This window comes from Parahaemophilus parainfluenzae, from assembly GCF_001055095.1.
Taxonomy (GTDB): domain Bacteria; phylum Pseudomonadota; class Gammaproteobacteria; order Enterobacterales; family Pasteurellaceae; genus Haemophilus_D; species Haemophilus_D parainfluenzae_Z.
In genome coordinates, this window is sequence record NZ_JVHG01000023.1 from 23,833 (window position 1) to 47,978 (window position 24,146).

Here is a 24,146-nt window from a genome sequence, read left to right on the forward strand (position 1 = left end):
TGTCTCTGACAAAATTTGTGTGTATTGTATCGGAAATTCAACGTAAAGTCATTATTGGGGTATTTTTGTGGAAAACAAGCATGAGCGTTATCAAAAAGCCATGAATATTATTGATGTGCTAGAAGGATCACAATTTGCCAAAATCATGCAGAAAGGGTTAATATTGAATGAACTGAACCAAAACATTAGTCGCCTTTTCCCACAAGAATTCAAAGGGCTTTTTCGTTTAGGTGCCATTACGGATGGGAAACTCTTTATCGAAGTCAAAAGTGCGGTCGTTCGCCAAGGGATTTTATTTCGCCAAAGCGAATTACTCGCGGCAATTCAACCTACCTATCCCGAAGTAAAAGGCTTTGAGATTAAAATTAATCCTGAATTAACCTGCTAAGCTAACCTTTAAAGATGGCGATTAATTCTTTTACTTTAACTCGTTTTTCTGAAGATTGACTGATCGAGCGCTGTACTTTAACGCGTTTAAATTTTGCCCCTTTATAAATCTCACGCGTAAATTTCGTATCGTGGTTAGAAATCACAACAGAAATTTGCTTTTCTTTTTGTGCTTTTTTGGCGCATTCTGCTAAATTCTTTTGATGTTCAAGTCCAAAAGCATTCCCTGCATATCCAGTAAAATTGGTATCTTGCGCAAGCGGTGCATAAGGCGGATCACAATAGATCACGCTGTGTTTATCCGCTAATTCAAACGTTTGTTGAAAATCGGCACATAAAAAGACCGCACTTTGCGCTTTATGGGCGAAATAGCGTAATTCATCTTCTGGGAAATAATGAGTTTTATAAGCGCCAAAGGGCACATTGAACTCATTTTTACTGTTATAACGGCACAAGCCGTTAAACCCAAAACGGTTCAAATAAAGGAACAACACCGAACGCACGAAAGGATCGGTTGATTGATTAAAGGCATCTCGCTGTGCGTAATAATAGTCGGCTGTATTCGCATTCTCAGCGAAGAAAATTGGCTTACAAGCCTCAATATAGGCATCTACATTTTCTTTGACGATATTAAACAAGTTAATTAAATCAGGATTAATATCCGCCAAAATATAACGTTCAAAATGGGAATTCAAAAAAACAGCACCCGCCCCCACAAAAGGCTCGATTAAGCATTGTTTTCTTTTTGGAAAGACACGATTGAGATCGTCCGTTAAACGAAATTTACCGCCCGCCCATTTTAAAAACGGGCGGTGTTTAATTCGAGGTTTCGTTTTGTTATTTTTTGGACGCAACATGAGAGCAATGACAGTTAGTCATGTTGTGTGCAACGCTCAATCGCGTTTAGCACAAGAGATTTGTCAGTATCAGTCGCCACGTGGGCTTGACCAAGCGCTTTTAGCAACACAAGACGCAACTTGCCTGCCAACACTTTTTTATCACGCATCATGTGCGGTAAATAATCGTCTGGCTGCATGGTATCAGGCGAAACAGTCGGCAAATTAGCACGCGCTAAAAGTTTTTCTAAACGTGCAACATCTTCAAAAGAAAGATCGCCTAATTGTTCAGATAACACAGCGGCCATCATAGTTCCAGCTGCAACAGCTTCACCATGTAACCAGTTCCCATAGCCTAAATGTGTTTCGATCGCATGTCCAAAAGTATGACCGAGATTTAGTAATGCTCGATCACCTTTTTCGGTTTCATCACGCGCAACAACATCCGCTTTAATTTGGCAACAACGTGCAATGCAATGCTGTAATGAATGTTGATTTAACGCAACTAATTCATCGATATGTGCTTCAAGCCATTCAAAAAAGGCATAATCTAAAATCGCCCCATATTTAATGACTTCCGCAAGTCCCGCATTCACTTCACGTTTTGGCAAGGTATTGAGTGTAAGGGTGTCAATGATCACCGTAGAAGGTTGATAAAACGCCCCAATCATATTTTTGCCTAACTCATGATTAACGGCAGTTTTGCCACCAACAGAAGAATCCACTTGGGCTAATAATGTGGTAGGAATTTGAATAAAACGCACACCACGCTGATAACTTGCTGCAGCAAAACCTGCTACATCACCAATCACGCCACCACCTAATGCAACAATCGTGGTATCTCGCCCATGATTATGCTTTAAAAGTGCGGTAAAAATGAGGTTTAAAGACTCGAGCGTTTTATATTTTTCGCCATCAGGCAATAATACCGATTCAACCTGACAACCTATTTTTTCTAACGTTTCTGTAACGGGCTCAAGATAATATTGTGCGACGGTTGGATTAGTCACAATCATCACTTTATCCCCTTTCTTCAGCGGATAACAGGTTTCATCTTTAAGTAACCCTTCGCCAATATAAATAGGATAACGACGTTCTTTTAATTCAACATTTACGCACAACATTTTTAATCCTTAGAGTGAACCGTTTAAGCCGTTTAGATTATCAATTAAATCAACAATTTGATTAACCATTACTTTGGCATTTTGCTCATCTGTTGGCAAAGTAATATCTGCAATTTCTTCGTATAACGGATTGCGTACTTTGGCTAAGTCTTCCAACACTTGGCGCGGGTTATCCGTTCCTTGTAATAAAGGACGTTTTTTATCACGTTGCGTACGTTGATATTGTTTATCTACTGAGGTTTCTAAATAAATCACAATACCACGAGCAGAAAGATAATTACGATTCTCTTTTGACATCACTGCTCCCCCACCAGTGGAAAGCACAACGCCTTGTAATTGGGTTAATTCATTGATAATTCGCTCTTCACGCTTACGAAAACCTTCTTCGCCTTCTAAATCAAAAATCCAGCTAATGTCTGCTCCCGCACGTTCCTCAATTACTGCATCTGAATCGACAAAGTCCATATTCAATTGTTGCGCAAGCTGACGGCCAATGGTGCTTTTACCTGCGCCCATTGGACCTACTAAAAAAATATTACGTTTTTCAGCCATTGTTATTCTTCTAACTTACTTAAATAATGTTCAATTTAATCTTTCCTAATAAAAACTGGCCACCTGAAAAAATGGTAGCCCGAAAGATCACCCAAAAAATAATGAGGATTATCGCAATAAATCCCCCTATGTTTCAACCTTTAGCAGGAATTTATTTTAAGAAGAGCAAAAGTGCGGTCAGTTTTAGGAATGTTTATGAATGATAAAGTCAAATGTAGCATTGAGATAAAACATCCTAAAATTTAACCGCACTTTACAAACAAAAAAGGCTATTCAAACGAATAGCCTTTTCTTTTATCTGTTAGTTATTATAGATAACCAAACAAGCTTGTGAAAATGTAACCAAAGATACATGAAGTGATTACACCGATTAAGCCCGGTAAAATAAAGCTGTGGTTAATTACAAACTTACCAATGTGGGTTGTGCCTGAACGGTCGAATTGGATTGCCGCAAGGTCACTTGGGTAAGTTGGTAAAATGTAGTAACCGTAACAAGCTGAAGCAAAGGCTAATATAACAGCTGGATCAACGCCGATACCTAAAGCTAATGGAACGAATGCAACCAATGCTGCCGCTTGTGAGTTTACGAATTTAGAAATTAATAACAACATCACGGCGTAAGTCCAAGGATGTGCTTTTACCACATCACCAAGTGCTGCTTTCATCATTGGAGTGTGAACGGTAAACATGGTTTCTGCCATCCAAGAAATCCCGAATACAGCCACTAATGCAATCATACCTGAACGGAAAATTTCATTTTTACTGATTTTACCCGCATCAGTTTTAGTAAAGATAACAATTAATGCACCCGCTAATAACATGAAGATTTGAATAACGTGAACCATACTTAAATTCACTTTTTTCTTCGCAGTGTCTTTTAATACGATTGCAGCGTTATCGATAGTTTCAGTTTTATCACCCGCAGTGATGACAACATTGTTATCTTGAGCGGTAATTGTTTGAGCGACTTCACCTTTATCGTTATAAATTGCAACGTTATTGTAGGCTGTTTGTGTTTTCGCTTTGCTGTCTTTAACATCAAGCACTAATGTACCATCTTTTGCTAATGCAACAATTTTACCGTCTTTAACATTGAAAGATTTCACTGCTTTATCGGCAGAAACAATTTCAACTACTTGAGCTGGTGCTGATTTTTCAAAGGCTGGGCGTAAATCTTTAAAGTAACCTAATACCGCTACCACTAAAATTGCACCAAAGAAGATCCACATCGCATTCCAGCTAGATTGTGGTAATTTTTTATCTAATAATGATGTGCTATCACCATAAACATATTTTTTGAATTCTGGATCTTTTAATTTCTCTTGGAATTCTGGGTCTTTATCTAAATCTTTACCGCGGAACCAGCTGAAAATACCGATAGCCAATACACCGCAAAGGGTTGAAGGCACGGTAATTTTTAATAAATCTAAATAACCATCAAAACCTGCTAATGGTGTTTTAGCATTCACTAAGAATGTGGTTAAAGTCACTACTGCCACAGAAACAGGTGACGCAATGATACCCATTTGAGAAGCAATTGAGCTTGCTGCCATTGGACGTTCAGGACGAATATCATTTTTGATCGCAATATCATAAATGATTGGTAACATGGTATAAACCACGTGACCTGTACCACATAAAATAGTTAAGAAACAAGTTACAAATGGTGCCAAAATACTGACATATTTCGGGTTACGACGAAGCATTTTCTCCGCGATTTGTAACATGACATCTAAACCACCACTGGCTTGTAATGTTGCCGATGTCACTACCACCGCAAGGATAGTTAGCATTACATCGATAGCTGGCTTACCTGGTTCAATACCAAAGCCGAAAACAAGAACAATTAAGCCTACCCCACCAAGCATACCCAGTGCGATACCACCTTTTTTTGCCCCGTAAAACAAACAGATAAGAACAATAACAAGCTGAATAGCAAACTGGCTACCTTCACCTAGGTTCATTAGAAAATCCATAAGATACTCCGAATCATTTTATGGTTAATTAGAAAAAATTTTGATCGAATACTAGCATCAAAATTAACTCATAATAAGTACTTTTAAGGTAAATCTTGTTTTAAATCAAAAAATAAAGGGACTTAATAATAAAAGCAAATCTGAGAAAGATTAAAAAAGGAAAGTGCGGTCAGAAATTTAAGAGATTTAGATATATTTTTTTATTTGAAGATAAAGAATGTAGAAAAGAAATTTAAAGAAAAAAATTAGGCGACCTAAAAGATCGCCCAACTTAAAAATTACTGATTGTTTTGAACGTAGTCAATCGCAGATTGAACAGTTGTGATTTTTTCAGCTTCTTCATCAGGAATTTCGATATCGAATTCTTCTTCTAAAGCCATTACTAATTCAACTGTATCTAAAGAGTCCGCACCTAAATCTTCAACGAAAGAAGCTTCTGGTTTTACGTCTTCTTCTTTAACACCTAATTGTTCAACGATGATTTTTTTCACGCGTTCTTCAATACTCATTTGTTTTTCCTATTGTTGTTTTAACTCATTTAAGAGCGGTTAGTGTATGCATTTTTGATAAAGTTGCAACTATTTCTTAGGTGGTCGCACCACAAAAAAACAGGCAATGTAAAAACACATACAGAGAAAAAGTTACATTGCGATTGGGATTTTATCATTAACTAAACTGCTTTGCTATATGTTATAGACAAAATCACTCATATATCCCCATGAAAGGGTTAGCTCATATATAAGCCACCATTCACATGTAATGTGGTACCGGTAATATAAGCCGCATCGTCAGAAGCTAAAAACGCTACCGCTTTTGCGATATCTTTTGGCTCACCTAAACGACCAGCTGGGACATTACCAAGAATACCCGCTTTTTGTTCTTCAGTAAGCACTTCTGTCATATCTGTTGCGATAAAGCCTGGCGCCACAACGTTTACAGTAATACCACGTGATGCCACTTCTTTTGCTAAGCCTTTAGAAAAACCAATTAAGCCGGCTTTTGCGGCACAGTAGTTAGATTGACCAGGGTTACCCATTGAGCCCACCACTGAACCGATAGTAATGATACGACCGAAACGTTTTTTCATCATGGAGCGCAACATTGCTTTAGAAAGATGGAATACAGAGGTTAAGTTGGTTTGCATAATATCGAACCATTCTTCATCTTTCATACGCATTAATAAGTTATCACGAGTGATACCTGCGTTATTCACGAGGATATCAATATCACCGAATTGTTCTTTAATTTGTTCTAATACGGCATCAATACTTTCTTTGTCTGCCACATTTAATACTAAACCTTTACCTTTGTCACCAAGGTAAGCTGAAATTGTATCAGCACCTTTTTCAGAGGTTGCGGTACCAATTACAAATGCACCTTTTGATGCTAATTCTTCTGCAATTGCGCGGCCAATACCACGTGTTGCACCTGTCACTAATGCGATTTTATTTTGCATTTTTAATCCCCTTTTATGCTAATAATGCTTCAACAGCATCTAATGATGCTGCATCATTTACTGATGTTGCTTGTAATTCTGCCACGATACGTTTTGTTAAACCGTTTAATACTTTACCTGGGCCGATTTCAACTAAAACTTCTACGCCATCTTGCGCCATTTTCTCAACGGTTTCAGTCCAACGAACTGGGCTATATAACTGACGAATAAGTGCGGTACGAATTTCTGCACTTTCTGTTTCCGCTTTGACATCCACGTTGTTTAATACTGGTGTTGCTGGCGCATTAAGCGTAATGCCTTCAAGTGTTACGGCCAATTGTTCTGCTGCTGGTTTCATTAATGCACAATGTGAAGGCACGCTTACCGCTAATGGTAAAGCACGTTTTGCACCCGCTTCTTTACATAATGCTGCTGCACGTTCTACCGCTTCTTTCGCTCCAGCAATGACTACTTGACCTGGTGAGTTAAAGTTTACCGCAGATACCACTTCGCCTTGCTCGGCTTGTTTACATGCATTGATAATCGCTTCATTATCTAAGCCAATAATCGCATACATTGCACCAGTACCTTCTGGTACTGCTTGTTGCATTAATTTACCGCGTAATTCCACTAATTTAATCGCATCTTTAAAATCAATGACACCTGCACAAACTAATGCTGAATATTCACCTAAACTGTGACCAGCCATCACACTTGGTTGCAATTGTGGGTATTTTTCTTGCCATACACGGAAGATCGCAACGGATGCCGCTAATAATGCCGGCTGAGTTTGCCAAGTTTTATTTAATTCTTCTGCTGGCCCTTGTTGAACCAAGTTCCATAAATCATAGCCAAGCGCTTCAGATGCTTGTTTAAAAGTTTCGGTGACTACCGGATATTCGTTAGCAAGATCAGCTAACATGCCAACAGCTTGAGAACCTTGTCCTGGAAAAACCATTGCGAATTTTTTCATGTTTTCTTCCTATTTCTTCATCGTTTAAATGTTGAAAGTGCGGTCAAATTTAACCGCACTTTTAAAATTCTGTCGAGATTCTAACAAATTAATTAGAATCGCACCAATGCTGAACCCCAAGTCCAACCACCGCCAAAAGCTTCGAGTAAAAGCAATTGACCGCGTTGAATTCGACCATCTCGCACTGCTTCATCTAAAGCGGTTGGTACAGTCGCCGCACTGGTATTCGCTGTACGATCAAGCGTTACCACGACTTGCGACATATCCATCTCTAATTTTTTCGCTGTCGCGGTGATAATACGTAAATTCGCTTGATGTGGCACAAGCCAGTCAATATCTGTTTTTTGGAGATTATTAGCAGAAAGGGTTTCTTCCACCACATTAGAAAGCTCACGTACCGCTAATTTAAAGGTTTCGTTACCTTGCATTTCAATATAACCAGATTTCTCCACACCACGTTCAGCTTGTGGAAGTAGTAATGCCGCATTGTTATCTGGCGATGCATGTAAATGCGTTGAAATAATGCCTTCTTGCTCTGATGCCTCTAAGATCACCGCACCTGCACCATCACCAAATAACACGACAGTGCTACGATCGGTTTCATCTAATTTACGCGAGTTAAGATCTGCACCAATCACAAGGGCTTTTTTCACGCTGCCTGAACGAATAAATTTATCCGCTACGCCTAAAGCATAAACAAAACCGGTACAAGCCGCCGCTAAGTCAAAAGAAATTGCGTCTTCGATGCCTAATAAACCTTGAACTTGGCAAGCTGAACTTGGATAAGCATGAGAACCACTGGTTGTCGCAACGATGATCAACTCAATTTCTTGAGGATCAAGGTTGGCCATTTCAAGTGCATTTTTGGCTGCTTCATATCCCATTGTTGCAACAGTTTCATCTGCTGCTGCAATACGACGTTCACGAATGCCTGAACGAGTCACGATCCATTCATCTGAAGTATCAACCATTTTTTCCAAATCCGCATTGGTACGAATATGGCTCGGCAAATAGCTACCGGTGGATAAAATTCTACTATTCATAATATCAAAACTTATTAATTAATAACGTTGTAAACCCGCCAAGATTTTTTGTGGAATTTGCAAACGCGCTTGCAAAGCTGCATCCGCAATTGCACGAGCAAATGCATCCACATTTGCACTGCCATGGCTTTTCACCACAACAGCCGTTAATCCGAGTAAAGACGCCCCATTATATTCATCAGGGTTAATGCGTTTCAAGCGATGATAAGCATCTTTAAAGAAAAAACGCAGAATAAATTTGGCAAGCGATTTAAAAATAGGCTGTTTTTCTTTTCCTTTCAGAAGAGATAACAGATTTTTAGCCGCCCCTTCAAGGGTTTTTAATGCAATATTTCCCGAAAACCCATCACTCACGATCACATCAGCCTCGCCATTTAATAAAAAGTTACCTTCAATAAAGCCGGTATAATTAAGTGCGGTCGATTTTTCTAATAAATTCGCAGCTTCACGAATGGATTGATGCCCTTTAATTTCTTCCACACCAATATTGAGTAAGGCAATACGTGGATAAACTAAGTTCAATCGGTTTTCGGCAAAGATCGAGCCCATGATGGCAAATTCATAAAGATTTTGAGCAGAACATTCTACGTTTGCGCCTAAATCTAACATCACGGTTTTATCACCCGTCATCGACGGTAATAAGGATACCAACGCTGGGCGTTGAATCCCCTCTAAAGGCTGTAAGAGAACCTTTGACAATCCCATTAATGCACCCGTATTTCCTGCGCTGATACAACCTTGCGCCTCACCTTTCTGAACCATTTCAATAGCTAAACGCATCGACGTACCTTTGCTATGACGCAATGCATGAGAAATACCTTGATTGTTATCAATAGTCTTTGTGCAATGATGAATTTGAATACGTTCTAAAAGGGAAGAAGGTGCATTTTCCAGTAAAGGGGAAATTTGTTGGCTATCGCCAAACAGCACTAAAGAGAGCATTGGATCTGCTTCCAACGCTGAAAGAGATGCGGGGATAGTAATACGGGGACCAATGTCCCCGCCCATCACATCTAACGCTAAGGTTAGACGGTTCAAGTGAATACCTTATAAGTGAAATTACTTATTGATCACTTTGCGACCACGGTAGTAACCGTCAGCAGTTACGTGGTGGCGTAAGTGAGTTTCACCGCTTGCTTTATCCACTGATACTGCAGCAGTAGTTAATGCATCGTGTGAACGACGCATATCACGACGTGAACGAGATTTTTTGTTTTGTTGAACAGCCATTGGCTATACTCCTAAATTTAATTTACTTTTGCTTTAAATTAGCTAATACAGCGAACGGGTTCGGTTTTTTTGCCAATTCTTCAGGCAATTCGCCAAAAACCTGTTCGTGCGCGGACACTTCACAGTGTTCAGATGAATGCATTGGAACAAGCGGTAGAGCTAAAATAAGTTCGTCTTCCACTGCACCAAGTAAATCTATTTCACCAAACTCATTAAATTCGATTGGCTCATAAATTTCCGGCAAGTCATCAGCCTGATCCCAATTAGCCACTGGACTATACATAAAATGACATTCCAATGTTTGTTTGAATGGTTCGCCACAACGTTGACAGTCTAGTTCGACATCAACTTGTACTTGCCCTTTCATCACCACTAATTTTTGTGGATCAATATAAAACGATAATGTTACCTGTGCATCGCTGAGCACTTTCCCCGTAGATTCAGCTAAACGCACTAACTGACTAGCGGTATAATAACCATCATAATCAATTCTTTGTTGAGCGTCTTTAACCGGATCAACGGTTAGGGGTAGTTTTACCTTTTGCATAGGGTGCGAATATTACCTGTTGTCAATAAAATAGTCAAAGGAAATTCGCACTAATTATGAGAAAAGTTCAATCTCTATCTAAACTCTCTCAAGATTTACACCTTTGCAAAGTGCGGTCATTTTTTCCTGTGTTTTACTCAGCATGCTCACTCAAGAAGCCGCCACTTTGATGTTTCCAAAGGCGAGCATAAAGGCCATTTTGTTCAAGTAATTCTGCGTGAGTCCCTTGCTCGACAATTTGCCCTTTATCTAACACAATTAAACGATCCATTGCCGCAATAGTGGATAAACGGTGAGCGATGGCAATAACCGTTTTATTTTCCATCATCTTGTCGAGACTTTCTTGGATCGCCACTTCCACTTCGGAGTCTAGTGCACTGGTCGCTTCATCTAGTAGTAAAATTGGTGCATCTTTTAACATGACACGTGCAATCGCAATACGTTGGCGTTGACCACCCGACAGTTTTACCCCACGTTCACCGACATGAGCATCATAACCTTTTCTACCTTGCGCATCGCTGAGATAAGGGATGAAATCGGCTGCTTCCGCACGTTTAGCCGCATTGATCATTTCTTCGTCCGTCGCAGTTGGGCGACCATAAATGATGTTATCACGAACAGAACGGTGTAAAAGCGAGGTATCTTGTGTTACAAGACCAATCTGACTACGAAGGCTTTCTTGGCTTACATCTAAAACATTTTGACCATCAATGGTAATTGAACCTTCTTGCGCTTCGTAGAAACGTAGAAGTAAATTCACAATGGTTGATTTACCTGCACCAGAACGGCCAATTAAGCCCACTTTTTCACCCGGTTTGATGGTGAGATTAAAATGGTTAAGTAACGGTTTATTCGGATCATAGGCAAACGAAACATTATTAAATTTGATCTCACCTTGTTTTACTTCTAATGCAACACAATTTGGCTTATCAACAATGGTATGCGGTTTGGTTAGTGTTGCCATACCATCATTCACTGTCCCGATATTTTCAAATAAACGAGCTGATTCCCACATAATCCAACGAGAAAGACCATTTACACGTAACGCCATCGCGGTTGCTGTAGCTACTGCTCCCACACCGACTTGACCGTTTTGCCACAACACCACGCCTAAAATCGCGGTGCTTAACGTTAAGAAAATATTGGTTGCATAAGTTAAGGTATCTAATGAACTCCCCAAACGCATCTGTGCATGCACGGTGACCATAAATTCTTCCATGGAACGTTTTGCATAATTGGCTTCTCTCGCATCATGTGAAAAGAGTTTCACCGTTGCAATATTTGAGTAAGCATCCGTAATACGTCCTGTCATTAAAGAGCGCGCATCAGCTTGTCGTTGTGCAGTTTTTGCTAAACGAGGAATAAGCAGGAGTAAAATAGTCACAAATGCCACAATCCATAAGAAAAACGGCACTAAAAACCAAGTATCTAAAGCTGCAAGCACCAAGCCTGAAGTAATAAAATAGACGGCAACATACACCAGCATATCCGCAATGGTCATGACGGTATCTCGCACCGCAAGAGCAGTTTGCATCACTTTCGCCGATACACGACCTGCAAATTCATCTTGGTAGAAACTTAAGCTTTGTCCCAGCATCAAACGGTGGAAATTCCAACGCAAACGCATTGGAAACACCCCTTGTAACGTTTGTAAGCGTACATTCACGCCCACAAATGACCATACAATACTGAAAATGAGCAAGGCTGCCATGCCGGCAAGCAAATGCCCTTTTTCCTGCCAAAGCGTGCTTGGTGTATAAGCGCCTAGCCAGTCCACCAATAACCCCATAAATTGGAAAAGTAAGGCTTCCATTACACCAGTACCGACCGTCAATACCGCGAGTAAAAAGATCCAGCCTTTCATGCCATCAATGCTTGACCAAATAAAACGGAATAAGCCTTTTTCAGGCGTCGTTGGATTACTTTCTGGATAAGGATTTAAACGGTTTTCAAACCATGAAAATATTTTATTAAACATAACAATACCTTAAAAAATGAAAGGCGACAGAGCCGCCTAAAGTGCGGTCATTATAACGCAAGTTTTAAACGATGGGCTAGGTTTTGCGAAATTGGCTCGGTGAAAGCCCATAAATTGCTTTAAACGCCTTACTAAAATGTGCTTCTGATTGATACCCTATTTCAAGAGCGATTGCCAAAATAGTCTTTTGCGTATTTTTCAATAAAACCGCCGCCATTTCTAACCGCACTTGTGTGAGAAATTTTCCTGGTGGCATCCCTAATTGCTGTTGAAAGATCCGCATAAAGGTCGCTCGAGACATCGATGCCAACTCTGCTAATTGCTCAATATTCCAATCTAATTGAGGTGAAAACAGAATTTTTTCAAGGACTTGATTCAGCCTTTTATCCTGTAACGCGGCTAATAAGCCTTGATTGAGCAAACCTATTTGCTGTGCATGACGCAAAATATAAATAAACAACACATTTGATAGTGCGTCGATCACGGATTTTGTGCCTTGCTCTGGTTTCTCGGCTTCTTGTAAAAAAAGTGAAACCAAGGGCTGCACAGGTGTATTTTGCAGCGAAAGATGTAAATAATCTGGTAACGAATCAATTAATAATGACGGTTTTTGATAATAAAATGTTCCACAAAACATCTTCAGATCGGGCGTACCTGCTCCTATTTGATGAACATGAAAAAGTGCATTTGATTGCGCTCTCTGTAGACTATTCTCTCTTTTTTGTTGAGAACTGCCCAAAAAGTGCGGTCGATTTTGAGGGAGAAAAAAGAGATCGCCTTTCTTCAAATGAAACTGTTTTCCCGCCAAGGTTACCCAGCACTCACCTTGCTCGATTAAATGAAATAAACCTTGATATTCCGCCGTATCTGGCTGATGTTCAACTTGCCAATCCCCTTGAAACAAGCAGCGAATATTAATTTCCCCACGCACTTGCGCTAGCTGAGTTAATTTATCTAAATAATCCATTGTGAGATTTTCCGTCTAAAAGTTAAGACAATTTGACAAGTATCATACGCTAATCTGCTTATAATTCCTCTCGAAATTTGTACTTAATTTAAGGAGAAAAACAATGTTTGCAGATTGGAAAAATGATGTAGCACACGTTAAAAAATCATTCGGTGCATTAGGTAAAAAATACCCTAAAATGTTACAAGCTTACGGCGCATTAGGTGCGGCGGCGGCAGAAGGTAACGTATTAGATGCCAAAACCCGTGAATTAATTGCATTAGCAGTTGCCGTAACAACACGTTGTGAAAGCTGCATTGGCGTACATGCTGATGAAGCAGTGAAAGCAGGTGCAACTGAAGAAGAAGTGGCAGCAGCATTAGCGATGTCTATCGCATTAAATGCAGGTGCAGCTTACACCTACTCTCTTCGTGCATTAGAAGCTTACAACGCACAAAAAGGCGAATAATTCGCAAGGAACTTTATGATTCTTTTAGCCCTCATTTGAGGGCTTTTTTATCTCTAAAATTGACCGCACTTTAAAATAAATTCAACGCTCTCATCTGAGCTACCACTTGCTCTACCTGAATTTCAGCCATTAAATTTTTGCCTTTTAATTTTGTTGCCCAAGGTAATTCACATGAAGGTTTTCCTTGTTCTTTTTGCACATTTTCTTCATATACTGACACCACATTATCCAGATTATGATAAGGCGCGGTGCGCAATGGATTATGATAGGCATACAATCCAATGACAGGTGTTCCTTGCGTGGTCGCGATATGAGCGGGCCCAGAATCAGGCGAGATGACTAAATTTGCTTGATGAATTAATGCAGCAAGTTGTTTCAAACTGGTTTTTCCTGAAGCATCAACCGGTTGAAAGTCACAAAGTGCGGTAATTTTTTTCACCATATCTAATTCACGTTTTGCCGGCGAGCTACAAAAAATTACATTCACATTATGTTGATGAGCAATGTTCGCCACCTCCGCGTAACGTTTAATCAACCAATCTTTCTCGACTTTACTAGAACAAGGGGAAATAATCAGATTTTTACGTGTAGGATCAATAAACTGTTTGGCATATTCTCGATCTGAATCAGAAATTGCCAATTGCCAAGAAAGCATCTCTGCCGGTGGTACACCAAGATAATCTGCAAAAGCCATGAAACCATCTAGTACATGAGGCGTTTCAGGATCTTGAACTCGACGATTCACAAACAACCACTGCCCTTCTCGAGAACGTTTTTTGCCAAACCCAATTTTATATTTCGCTTGAATACCAAGAGAGATAATAGAAGCACGAAATGCCGTCTGCATATTCAAAAGCGCATCAAATTGATTATTTTTCAAAAACATCCATAAATTCCATACGCCTTTCCAACCGCTCTTTTTATCGTAAGGAACAAGTTCCACGCCTTCTATACCAGAAAGCAAGCCCATTTCTGTTTTACCCACAATCCACGTTAATTTTGTTTGCGGCCAATAACGTTGAATATGTTGTACCACCGCAAGTGCATGGCAAACATCACCCACCGCAGACAAACGCAAAATACAAAGTGATTTAGGGGGAGAGGTAAAAAGTGGAGAATGGGACATTTGAGTTCCTCGCGCATTTAATTTCCACCTATTTTAAAGTAGAATGAGAGCATTTTCTATTATTCGGTTCAACTAAAATGCTTGAATTCCAACAAGATAATCAATTCTTTCTTTTTAATCTCACGGAAAAACCAACGGAGCCCGCTTTATTTTTTGAATCGGCGTTTTGGGAAAAACAACAACGTATTACCGGTTCAGCCAAAGGACGTGGCACAACCTACTTCCTGGATACAAAAGATCTGTTTGGTGTAAATACAGCCCTTCGTCACTATTATCGCGGTGGTTTATGGGGAAAATTCAACAAAGATCGCTATCGTTTTCAATCATTTACTGAAACTCGCAGCGTGGCGGAATTTCAGCTTTTAAATCAACTCCATCAAGCAGGTGTAGCCGTACCCAAACCGATTGCTGCACGTGTTAAAAAAGGCAAATTAGGTATTTGCTACCAAGCGGATATATTGATTGAAAAGATCGAAAATGCCCAGGATCTGACCGCACTTTTGCAAACCCAGCAGCTACCGAATGATATCTGGCAAGCCATTGGTAAATTAATTCGCCAGTTACATGATTTACAAATTTGCCATACGGATCTCAACGCTCACAATATTCTCGTTCAACAACTTGGAAATGAACAAAAATGTTGGCTCATTGATTTCGATAAGTGCGGTCAAAAATCAGGCGATTTTTGGAAACAAAGCAACTTAGAAAGATTACACCGCTCTTTTGTCAAAGAAGTCGGCAGAATGAATATTCAATTCAATGAAGAAAATTGGGCTGAATTATTGAAAGGATATAACAACCTAAAACGCATCAGAGAAAGGCAATAAAAAAGACCGCCTAATGCGATCTCTGTGAATGGTCCCCCCTACCGGACTTGAACCAGTGACCAAGCGATTATGAGTCGCCTGCTCTAACCGACTGAGCTAAGGGGGGAAAGTGCGGGTGATTATAGAGAAATAATCCGTTGAAGTCTATATACAAAAGGATGGTCGTTTGAAAATTGACCATCCTTTTTAGATCTATTATTGCAATACCGAAATATCCGCCACTTGTAAGAACAGACCTTGTAACGTGTTTAAAATCGCTAAGCGGTTTTGGCGTAATGCTGGATCTTCAGCATTTACCATTACGTTATCAAAGAAACTGTCTACCGGTGCACGTAAGTTCGCTAATTTATCTAATACAGCCGTGTAATCACTTTGCGCGATAAGCGGTTGTACTTCAGTGCGTAATACAAGTACCGCTTCAGCAAGGGCTTTTTCTGCTGGCTCTACGCAAGCGGTCAAATTGATCTCGCCAATTGCAGCATCCGCTTTCGCTAAGATATTGCTTACACGTTTGTTTGCTGCTGCTAACGCTTCCGCTGAATCTAAAGTACGGAAGTGTGAAACCGCACGCACGCGCGCATCAAAATCAGCAGGACGAGTTGGACGACGTGCCAATACTGCTTGAATCACATCCACCGCAATACCTTCATCTTGATACCATGCACGGAAACGACCGAGCATGAAGTCCACCACATCAGTAACCACGTTTTGATTCGTGAGTTTATCACCGAAAAGTGCGGTGGATTTTTTCACTAAATCTTCCAAATCCAGAGGCAAGTTTTTCTCAACGATAATACGCAATGCACCTAATGCTGCACGGCGTAATGCGAACGGGTCTGCACTGCCTTTCGGAGCTTGCCCGATGCCGAAGATCCCCGTTAAGGTGTCAAATTTATCTGCTAAAGCGACCGCACTTGCCACCAAAGATTTAGGTAATTCATCACCCGCAAAGCGTGGCATATATTGCTCATTTAATGCTACTGCCACTTCTTCATCTTCACCATCATGACGAGCGTAGTGCATACCCATTACACCTTGCGTATCGGTGAATTCAAATACCATGTTGGTCATCAAGTCACATTTTGACAGTAAACCCGCACGTTTTGCTTTCGCTTCATCTGCACCGATTTGTTTTGCAATTTCGCCTGCAAGTTGTTCAATACGGTCAGTTTTGTCTTTCAATGTACCGAGCTGTTGTTGGAACAACACAGTTTCTAAACGTGGTAAACGATCAACCAGTTTTTGTTTTAAGTCGGTTTTGAAGAAGAATTCCGCATCGGTTAAACGTGGGCGAACCACTTTTTCGTTCCCTTCGATAATCGCGGTTGGATCTTCTGGGTTGATGTTTGATACAAAAATAAAGTGCGGTAATAATTTGCCGTCTTTGTCATAAATCGGGAAATATTTTTGGTCGCCTTTCATGGTGTAAACCAAGGCTTCCGCAGGCACTTCTAAGAAACGCTCTTCAAATTTTGCCGCTAAAACATTTGGATATTCCACCAACGAAGTCACTTCTTCAAGTAAGCTTTCTTCAATGTCAGCCACGCCGCCAAGTGCGGTCGCTTTTGCTTGAGATTTTGCAAGAATTTCTGCTTTACGTTCATTGAAGTCTGCTACCACAGAACCTTTATCACGCAATAATTGTGGATATTGGTCTGCATGTTGAATTTCAAATTCTTTCTCGCCTAAGAAACGGTGACCGCGAATGGTGCGAGCACTTGCCACACCTAAAATTTCGCCTTCAATTAACTCATCACCTAACAACATAGTCACAGTATGAACCGGACGAATAAACTGCACGGTTTTGTCTGCCCAACGCATTGGTTTTGGAATTGGCAATTTCGCCAAGGCATTAGCCACAATATCGTTCAGCAAGTTTTTGGTCGGTTGACCTTCAATTTTTGCACGGTGAACTAACCATTCACCTTTATCGGTCGCAATACGTTCTGCTTGATCAACGGTAATTCCACAACCACGCGCCCAGCCTTCTGCCGCTTTAGTTGGTTTACCTTCTGCATCAAAGGCAGCTGACACTGCCGGACCACGTTTTTCGATCTCTTTGCTCGGTTGCTGTGTTGCTAAGTTTAATACTTTCACCGCCAAACGACGCGGCGCCGCAAACCATTCGATTTTGTCGAATGATAAGCCCGCTTGGTTTAATTCCGCCTCAACGTTATCCGCAAAAGAGGTCGCTAATGTTTTGAGAGCTTTTGGTGGCAGCTCTTCTGTGCCGATTTCTACTAGGAAGTTTTGGGTTGTCATTTTGTTTCTCTTATTTAAAAATTCTGTAGATTTAAATTCTTATTTTCTTTGTTATTACCTCTGCCAAATCTCCCCTAACCCCTCTTTGCTAAAGAGGGGATTGGATCTTTGGAGGGTTAAATATTTATGTTCTACTTTAACGTTTTTTGAAAGCAGATAATTTAATCTCTATTGAAATTAAAATGTAAATGAGTCAGTTACTATCAATTTACTCAATAAATCCCCCTCTTTAGCAAAGAGGGGTTAGGGGAGATTTGGCAGAGGTTAATCCAACCTCATACTCAATCAGCCCTCACATTCTCCAAAAACAAATAAATCTGCTCTACTACACCTTCAATTTCACGCATGACTTCATCATTACTAAATCGCATCACCGTAAAACCAAGTGAATTTAATTCTGCATCTCGCAATGCGTCTTTTTCCTGATAATCAGGTTCATAGTGCTGACTACCATCTAATTCGATAATCAGCTTTGCTTTCGCACAATAAAAATCAACGATATAACTTAAAAGTGGCTTTTGTCGATTAAATCGAAATCCTAATAATTGATCTCGATTGATGCGTTGCCATAATTTTCTTTCCGCATCCGTTTGATCCACTCGCAATTTCTGCGAATTCTCTTTTAAGTATTTTTCATAGGGTTGCATGAACGCTATTTCTTACCGTTCTTAATACTCTCACTCAACACCTGTTGAAAACGTTCGTAATCACAGAAGCCCTTTTCATCTTTTTCACAGCCTTTGAGAGTTAAGGCGGTTTGGTTTGGTGGTGTTGATAAACTTAATGGCGTGATATTAATCAGCTGTTCAGTGGTTTGATAAACATAATCCAACTTAAATTTGAGCTTACCACTGGGTTTGTGTTTCCACACTTCAAATAGCAACTTGCCACCGATTGGGATATTTTCCAACGAATCATCCAACTCATAAGGCTCAACACCCAGTGCGGCAAGCAGAGCGACGATATTAGAATCGTGTCCAACCAACAAGTTAATTTTGTTTTCACTATTTAGCTGTTGCTGAATAAATGCCAATAGCGGGTATGATGCATTTTGTGCTAACGCTTCGTTATTTTTAAATAACGTGCGGTAATATTCATTTTTAATTTCGTTAATTGCACGCCATTTGTCTTGGCTATTCACACGACCGTTGGCAATTTCTGAATCAGGCTTACCCACATAATGTGCAAGCAATAACGCACTGACAATTTTCTTCCCGGTGCTAATAGAACCAGTAATCTTGACCGACTTGCCATCTTTAATACTGTATTCACCGACTTTTCCACCTAAATCACATTCGCCTTTTTGTAAGCAGTTTGGTGAATTTTTGTAATCAATGATTTCACTCAATAGCGCATAATTTGGTGCTAATTTTTTCTGTAAAGCGGTTAAATCAACATTATTTTTTGCAGATTCAATCAAGGCTTTGCTTGGGTTGTGGACTTTTGTAGTAAAAATTGGATCTTTTTCTGAACCAATTTCACCGCGATGGTGTAATTGCACATTACATCCGGCAAAAGCCCCTGCCACAATAGCTTGCCCCGTTGCAATTGTGCGTTGCACGCCATTCGCATAAGCGAAAATGCCTTCGCCTGATGCACAACGTTCAGTTGTTAATAACCCTTTATCCGCAAGCCATTGACCTAAATATTGTCCGAAGTAGGTTTCTAATACTGTACCTTTTGCCGTGAGATAACCTGATGGCACATCCCATTTCGCCCACTCATACGGGGAATATTTTGCCATTTCTTGTGGATCTTTTTCCACTGGCGAGCGTAATCCATGACGGCTGAAAATTAAGACTTTCTCAAGCTCATAATCTGAATTCTGTGTATTTTGGTGATTTTCTGTTGCCAACACGCTAGTTGCTAAAGCAGAACCAAGCAAAAGTGCGGTGAATTTTAGGGTTATTTTTTTCATATTCGAGACTTAATCATTTAATGCTGAAATTGAGCTATAAAAATTCAAGGCATATTTGCTGCCGTAAACTAACACCATAAATACTGCAACAATATTGACTACCGCAAAAAAGATTAGTTGTTTACTGTTGCTCTCCACCCAGAGCATTTTAAATAATGCGAGCGTACCAATATTTTCATCAAGTTCACTCTCTCCGCTTAATGCTCTTAAGGTTTTCAGCATCTTGCGTACAAAAGCGACAGTATTGATTGCCATTACACTGAGTGCAATAAATCCAGAAGCGAGGCATAAAAACAGCACTGGTACATCACTCCAGCCCCAATGTACCCAATCCAGCTCAGAAAACATAAATAATGCCAGTGATAAAAATAACACTGCAGGCGTTAAATTTCGTAGAAACATTAAATAGTCATCGCCAATTTTAAATAAAAATTGTAAAAAACTGACCTTCTTCATCACTTTAAAAAATCTCTTTTAATTTGGATTCATCTAAAATAACACGATCATCATCTAACAATAACGCTGGAAAGCCCGCATAGCCTTGTGCTTTGGCATCATCAAATGCGGCGTGACGATCACGTAAGCGTAACCATTGTTTCAAGTTTGGAATGGAAGATAATACTTCCACTGACTCATAATCCACACCCAAGCGTTTTAACTCTGCCACAAATGGCGCTGTATCTGGGCAATCTGCCGCATAATAAAGAATGGGTTTCATTATTCACCTTCTTGTTCGGCTGCCGCAGTTGGGTTCAATTTCGGTTCGCCAATTTTAGTTAAGCGGTTACGATCGCGATGTTCAAATGGGGCATCATAATTCGGGATAATCAGGATAGTGGTTTGATCATATGACCAACTGCCATCATCATGGAATTTCACCGTCATTTCAAAACTTTCCGTGGTAAATGAACGCTCCAAGAACGGATTCGAAATAATACCGTTTGTTAGTGAACCGCGTACCGCTTTTACAGTAAACTCTTTTGCATCAGCCGGTGCATTACCGACAGCAATAAACGTTTGGCCGCGTGGAATGCTACCAGTTAATAAAATATTGCCTGTTTCAGGTTCCCATAACCAATAACCGACTTGATCGTGGAATGTTTCCACTTCGCCTGGCTCAACAATATGGGTGTGATAACGTAATCCATAATAGAGTTGCGGGCCATTGGTTTGACCATCGGTTGGGTGTGCTTCATAACGCTCGATATAAGGATCTTTTTCTGGCCCTTCTGCTTTCGGGTTGATATCCACACCACGCTTACCTTCCCAAACACCCGCTAATCTAGCCAATGGGCCTAAATTCGCGAGCGTATTAGGATCGGTTTCTGCTTCCGTGTAGATATCATCTGGGTATTGAAAATCTTTCATCATTTTCTCCTTATATCATTGGGTTGATGCTTCATTGGGTTAATGCTTAAAGTGCGGTCATTTTTCGCCTTATTTTTTACAACCAGGGAAACCTAGGGCTTCACGGCTCGCATAGTACGCTTCCGCCACGCCTTTGGTTAATGCTCGAATGCGTAAAATATAGCGTTGACGCTCTGTGACCGAAATCGCTTTGCGTGCATCTAACAAGTTGAAGCTGTGTGCCGCTTTTAAGATACGCTCGTAAGCTGGTAATGGTAACGGACGCTCTAATTCTAATAAGCTTTTCGCTTCTTTTTCGTATTGATCGAAGCAGTAGAATAAGAAATCAGTATCCGCGTATTCAAAGTTGTAAGTGGATTGCTCGACTTCGTTTTGATGGAACACATCACCGTAAGTGGTTTTGCCAAGCGGGCCGTCAGACCAAACTAAGTCATACACAGAATCCACGCCTTGAATGTACATGGCTAAACGCTCTAAACCGTAAGTTACTTCACCTGTTACTGGTTTACATTCTAAGCCGCCCACTTGTTGGAAATAGGTAAATTGGGTCACTTCCATACCGTTTAACCACACTTCCCAGCCTAACCCCCAAGCACCTAAGGTTGGGTTTTCCCAGTTATCTTCCACGAAACGGATGTCGTTTTGTGTTGGATCAAAACCGAGCATTTCAAGGGAACCTAAATAGAGTTCTTGAATGTTGTCTGGAGACGGTTTAATCACTACTTGGAATTGATAGTAATGTTGTAAACGGTTCGGGTTTTCGCCATAGCGACCATCGGTCGGACGACGTGAAGGTTGCACATAAGCAAATGCCATCGGCTCTGGGCCTAACGCGCGTAATGCAGTCATTGGGTGAGAAGTCCCTGCGCCCACTTCCATATCAAATGGTTGAACAACGGTACAGCCTTGATTTGCCCAATATTCTTGCAAGGCTAAAATCATGCCTTGGAATGTTTTTACGTTGAATTTTGTACTCATAATTTTTTTAATAACAATGTGATGAAAAATACAGGCATTATACTTGAAACTATAAGGCGGATAAAGGCGAAAAAGTGCGGTCAGAAAAATCCTTAAATTTTTTATTTCTCTTAAATTTCATTCATTTTCATGATGAGTTATTTTCATCATGAGAGATTTGCTTGCCAGGCCTCAAATGTGTAAACTGCTGGCGCTTTTATACAGACTTTTATCCTAGGGATTTTAAAATGAAAAAAAATGTGATTACTTCAGCGATTTTATTAGCGATTCCAGCATTAGCTGCGGCTGAAGACGTGGCAAAATTAGATGTGATTAACGTCTATTCAGCATCAGCAACACCAACTAGCCTTCATCAAACCGCCTCATCTGTTACTGTTTTAACTGAAAAAGATTTCGCACAACGTGGTGCAACTTATGTCAGTGATGTGTTGAAGACTGTGCCAGGAGTAACGATGATGGCTTATGGCGGTCGTGGTACATTAACCAATTTCTCCGTTCGTGGCTCTGAAACTAATCACACTGCTGTGATTATTGATGGCGTAAAAGTAAACCCAGTTTCTGGCTATGGCTATGACTTCGGCGGTTTATCATTGAGCAACATTGAACGCATTGAAGTACTACGTGGCGAACAATCTGCTCTGTGGGGTAGTGATGCAATGGGCGGTGTAATTTATATCACTACCAAAAGTGGCTTATACAAAGATAAACCATTCAATGTAGATTTCGATTTTGGCACTGGATCTCACCGCACCCGAGATGCTTCAGTTACTGCTTCAGGACAAAATAACGGTTTCTATTATGCTGTTCACGGCGACAGTCATCGCACTCATGGCATTTCAGCGATTAGCTCAAACACTTTCCATTACACCGCAGAAAATGGTACACAATTTACGACAGGTGGAGCTCTTGAAAAAGATAAATTCCACCGCGATAATGCTTCTGTTCGTTTAGGCTACGATGTTGGCGATAAAGGCGTAGAAGTGTTAGCTTCTCATTCTTCACAAACAGGGCATTATGATAATTCTTCATTTAGTAATGGGCATTTGGTTGAAATTAACCCAACTTCAGACAGCTATACTCGCACACGTGAAACCGTATTCAAACTCAGCGGTTATGTCGGTAGCGATGAAGAACTATTCAAAAATAAAGTTAGCATGAGCCATGTTAAAACAGATAGCGATACCACAGAAAGTGGAAATGATAGCTACTATGATGGTAAAAAACTCAACGCAAATTATCAATTAAATGTAAATTTTGATCGTGAAGGTGATGTAAAACAAGGCGTTAGCTTCTTAAGTGAATATCAAAATACGCACTATGATGCCCAATCCTCTTTTGCTACTTTCCAAAATAAAAAATTAACAGAGAAAAGTGCAGCGGCAGAATATCGCCTTTTTACTGAAGATGATCATAGCCTTTCTGTAAGTGGTCGTTACAATAGCAGCTCGCAATATGAAAATGCATGGACAGGACGTATTTCAGGAGCTTATCGCTTATCTCCAAACTTTAAAGCGCATGCAAGTTTAGGGACTGCTATTCAAAACCCAACTATGACTGAATTTTATGGCTGGAGTGGTAAATTTATCGGAAATCCTAACTTAAAACCTGAACGCAGCCGTGGTGGAGATGTTGGTCTATTGATTGAAACTAACGATAAAGTACACAGCCTTGATATTACTTACTTTGGACGTAATGTAGATCGTTTAATTACCACAGAAACAATAGGCGTATGGCCAAATTCTGTTTCTCGTTCAATTAACTCTGAAGGTATTACCAAAATTAAAGGTGTAGAAGTAGCATATAACGGAAAACTTACCGAAAAATTGACCGCTTACACTAACTACACCTATATGCGTGCGAAAAACAGTAATGGTGTTGAAGTGGCTTATCGTCCAAAACATACTACCAATGCAGGTTTAGCGTACCAAATCACAGAGAAATTCGGCATCGATGTTAGCCTTTCCTACGTTGGAAAACGCATTGGCACTTATCCGCTACGCACTAAAATGCCTGCTTATACTTTGGCAAACCTTGGTGTGAATTATCAAGTGATTCCAAACTTGATGATTTATGCGAACTTCAACAACCTCTTCAACAAAAAATATGAAAACTACCTTGGCTACGGTCAAGATGGACGTAATGTTTACGTTGGGTTGAAAGGATCGTTCTAA

25 protein-coding genes and 1 tRNA gene are annotated in these 24,146 nt (G+C 40.2%); 4 read left to right on the forward strand and 22 right to left on the reverse strand.

From position 1 onward, the window contains the following. Positions 1–67: 67 nt before the first annotated feature. A complete protein-coding gene (locus ADA56_RS05870; RefSeq protein ID WP_005699602.1) occupies positions 68–388 on the forward strand; it encodes a DciA family protein in 321 nt (106 codons plus the stop codon). Between the two features lies 1 nt (position 389). On the opposite strand, the gene ADA56_RS05875 is transcribed toward ADA56_RS05870, so the two are convergent. From ADA56_RS05875 to ADA56_RS05935, 13 genes are all read right to left on the reverse strand, one after another. Further along, positions 390–1,244: a Dam family site-specific DNA-(adenine-N6)-methyltransferase gene (locus tag ADA56_RS05875; RefSeq protein ID WP_005699603.1), complete on the reverse strand. Its 855-nt coding sequence runs from the start codon at positions 1,242–1,244 to the stop codon at positions 390–392. Between the two features lie 14 nt (positions 1,245–1,258). Continuing rightward, positions 1,259–2,347: a 3-dehydroquinate synthase gene (gene aroB, locus ADA56_RS05880; RefSeq protein ID WP_005699613.1), complete on the reverse strand. Its 1,089-nt coding sequence runs from the start codon at positions 2,345–2,347 to the stop codon at positions 1,259–1,261. 9 nt (positions 2,348–2,356) lie between these two features. Then, entirely contained in the window at positions 2,357–2,899 is a 543-nt protein-coding gene (gene aroK / locus ADA56_RS05885) for a shikimate kinase AroK (protein WP_005699620.1), read from the reverse strand. A 308-nt stretch (positions 2,900–3,207) separates the two neighbouring features. Next, on the reverse strand, positions 3,208–4,875 hold the full coding sequence (locus tag ADA56_RS05890; RefSeq protein ID WP_005699616.1) for an anaerobic C4-dicarboxylate transporter: 1,668 nt from the start codon (positions 4,873–4,875) through the stop codon (positions 3,208–3,210). A gap of 278 nt (positions 4,876–5,153) precedes the next feature. Then, positions 5,154–5,384: an acyl carrier protein gene (gene acpP / locus ADA56_RS05895; protein WP_005544465.1), complete on the reverse strand. Its 231-nt coding sequence runs from the start codon at positions 5,382–5,384 to the stop codon at positions 5,154–5,156. 218 nt (positions 5,385–5,602) lie between these two features. Further along, positions 5,603–6,331, reverse strand: coding sequence for a 3-oxoacyl-ACP reductase FabG (gene fabG, locus ADA56_RS05900; protein WP_005695317.1), 729 nt, complete (start codon positions 6,329–6,331; stop codon positions 5,603–5,605). A gap of 13 nt (positions 6,332–6,344) precedes the next feature. Beyond that, a complete protein-coding gene (gene fabD, locus ADA56_RS05905; RefSeq protein WP_005699605.1) occupies positions 6,345–7,283 on the reverse strand; it encodes an ACP S-malonyltransferase in 939 nt (312 codons plus the stop codon). Between the two features lie 92 nt (positions 7,284–7,375). Beyond that, positions 7,376–8,326, reverse strand: a complete 951-nt coding sequence (locus ADA56_RS05910) for a beta-ketoacyl-ACP synthase III (protein WP_049367331.1) — start codon at positions 8,324–8,326, stop codon at positions 7,376–7,378. An 18-nt stretch (positions 8,327–8,344) separates the two neighbouring features. Then, positions 8,345–9,364: a phosphate acyltransferase PlsX gene (gene plsX / locus ADA56_RS05915; RefSeq protein WP_049367330.1), complete on the reverse strand. Its 1,020-nt coding sequence runs from the start codon at positions 9,362–9,364 to the stop codon at positions 8,345–8,347. Between the two features lie 21 nt (positions 9,365–9,385). Beyond that, positions 9,386–9,556, reverse strand: a complete 171-nt coding sequence (gene rpmF, locus ADA56_RS05920; protein ID WP_005544470.1) for a 50S ribosomal protein L32 — start codon at positions 9,554–9,556, stop codon at positions 9,386–9,388. Positions 9,557–9,578: 22 nt separating this feature from the next. After that, positions 9,579–10,103, reverse strand: a complete 525-nt coding sequence (gene yceD / locus ADA56_RS05925) for a 23S rRNA accumulation protein YceD (RefSeq protein WP_049357999.1) — start codon at positions 10,101–10,103, stop codon at positions 9,579–9,581. 133 nt (positions 10,104–10,236) lie between these two features. Beyond that, positions 10,237–12,081 (reverse strand): ABC transporter ATP-binding protein, encoded by a 1,845-nt coding sequence (locus tag ADA56_RS05930; RefSeq protein ID WP_049369789.1) that lies wholly within the window; start codon positions 12,079–12,081, stop codon positions 10,237–10,239. A 76-nt stretch (positions 12,082–12,157) separates the two neighbouring features. Continuing rightward, complete coding sequence (locus tag ADA56_RS05935; RefSeq protein ID WP_005699604.1) at positions 12,158–13,048, reverse strand: cupin domain-containing protein; 891 nt, start codon at positions 13,046–13,048, stop codon at positions 12,158–12,160. Between the two features lie 103 nt (positions 13,049–13,151). On the opposite strand from ADA56_RS05935, the gene ADA56_RS05940 reads away from it, so the two are divergent. Further along, positions 13,152–13,496: a carboxymuconolactone decarboxylase family protein gene (locus tag ADA56_RS05940; protein ID WP_005698020.1), complete on the forward strand. Its 345-nt coding sequence runs from the start codon at positions 13,152–13,154 to the stop codon at positions 13,494–13,496. 70 nt (positions 13,497–13,566) lie between these two features. On the opposite strand, the gene ADA56_RS05945 is transcribed toward ADA56_RS05940, so the two are convergent. After that, on the reverse strand, positions 13,567–14,622 hold the full coding sequence (locus tag ADA56_RS05945; RefSeq protein WP_049369790.1) for a glycosyltransferase family 9 protein: 1,056 nt from the start codon (positions 14,620–14,622) through the stop codon (positions 13,567–13,569). Positions 14,623–14,699: 77 nt separating this feature from the next. On the opposite strand from ADA56_RS05945, the gene ADA56_RS05950 reads away from it, so the two are divergent. After that, complete coding sequence (locus ADA56_RS05950; RefSeq protein WP_049369791.1) at positions 14,700–15,449, forward strand: 3-deoxy-D-manno-octulosonic acid kinase; 750 nt, start codon at positions 14,700–14,702, stop codon at positions 15,447–15,449. A 29-nt stretch (positions 15,450–15,478) separates the two neighbouring features. On the opposite strand, the gene ADA56_RS05955 is transcribed toward ADA56_RS05950, so the two are convergent. The 8 genes from ADA56_RS05955 to glyQ all read right to left on the reverse strand — a co-directional run bounded on the left by ADA56_RS05955 (position 15,479) and on the right by glyQ (position 21,975). Beyond that, positions 15,479–15,555, reverse strand: a tRNA-Ile gene (locus ADA56_RS05955). Positions 15,556–15,644: 89 nt separating this feature from the next. After that, positions 15,645–17,711, reverse strand: a complete 2,067-nt coding sequence (gene glyS / locus ADA56_RS05960; RefSeq protein ID WP_049369792.1) for a glycine--tRNA ligase subunit beta — start codon at positions 17,709–17,711, stop codon at positions 15,645–15,647. A 281-nt stretch (positions 17,712–17,992) separates the two neighbouring features. Then, complete coding sequence (locus ADA56_RS05965) at positions 17,993–18,358, reverse strand: endonuclease domain-containing protein (protein ID WP_049369793.1); 366 nt, start codon at positions 18,356–18,358, stop codon at positions 17,993–17,995. Between the two features lie 5 nt (positions 18,359–18,363). Continuing rightward, positions 18,364–19,629: a histidine-type phosphatase gene (locus tag ADA56_RS05970; protein WP_049369794.1), complete on the reverse strand. Its 1,266-nt coding sequence runs from the start codon at positions 19,627–19,629 to the stop codon at positions 18,364–18,366. Between the two features lie 9 nt (positions 19,630–19,638). Then, complete coding sequence (locus ADA56_RS05975) at positions 19,639–20,085, reverse strand: hypothetical protein (RefSeq protein WP_049369795.1); 447 nt, start codon at positions 20,083–20,085, stop codon at positions 19,639–19,641. 4 nt (positions 20,086–20,089) lie between these two features. After that, entirely contained in the window at positions 20,090–20,347 is a 258-nt protein-coding gene (locus ADA56_RS05980) for a hypothetical protein (protein ID WP_005709778.1), read from the reverse strand. After that, complete coding sequence (locus tag ADA56_RS05985; protein ID WP_049369796.1) at positions 20,347–20,997, reverse strand: FABP family protein; 651 nt, start codon at positions 20,995–20,997, stop codon at positions 20,347–20,349. Before ADA56_RS05985 ends, ADA56_RS05980 begins: the two co-directional genes overlap by 1 nt. Positions 20,998–21,066: 69 nt before the next feature. Next, entirely contained in the window at positions 21,067–21,975 is a 909-nt protein-coding gene (glyQ, locus tag ADA56_RS05990) for a glycine--tRNA ligase subunit alpha (protein ID WP_005695296.1), read from the reverse strand. Positions 21,976–22,202: 227 nt separating this feature from the next. Between glyQ and ADA56_RS05995 the strand changes: the two genes are divergently transcribed. Continuing rightward, positions 22,203–24,146 (forward strand): TonB-dependent receptor plug domain-containing protein, encoded by a 1,944-nt coding sequence (locus ADA56_RS05995; RefSeq protein WP_049369797.1) that lies wholly within the window; start codon positions 22,203–22,205, stop codon positions 24,144–24,146.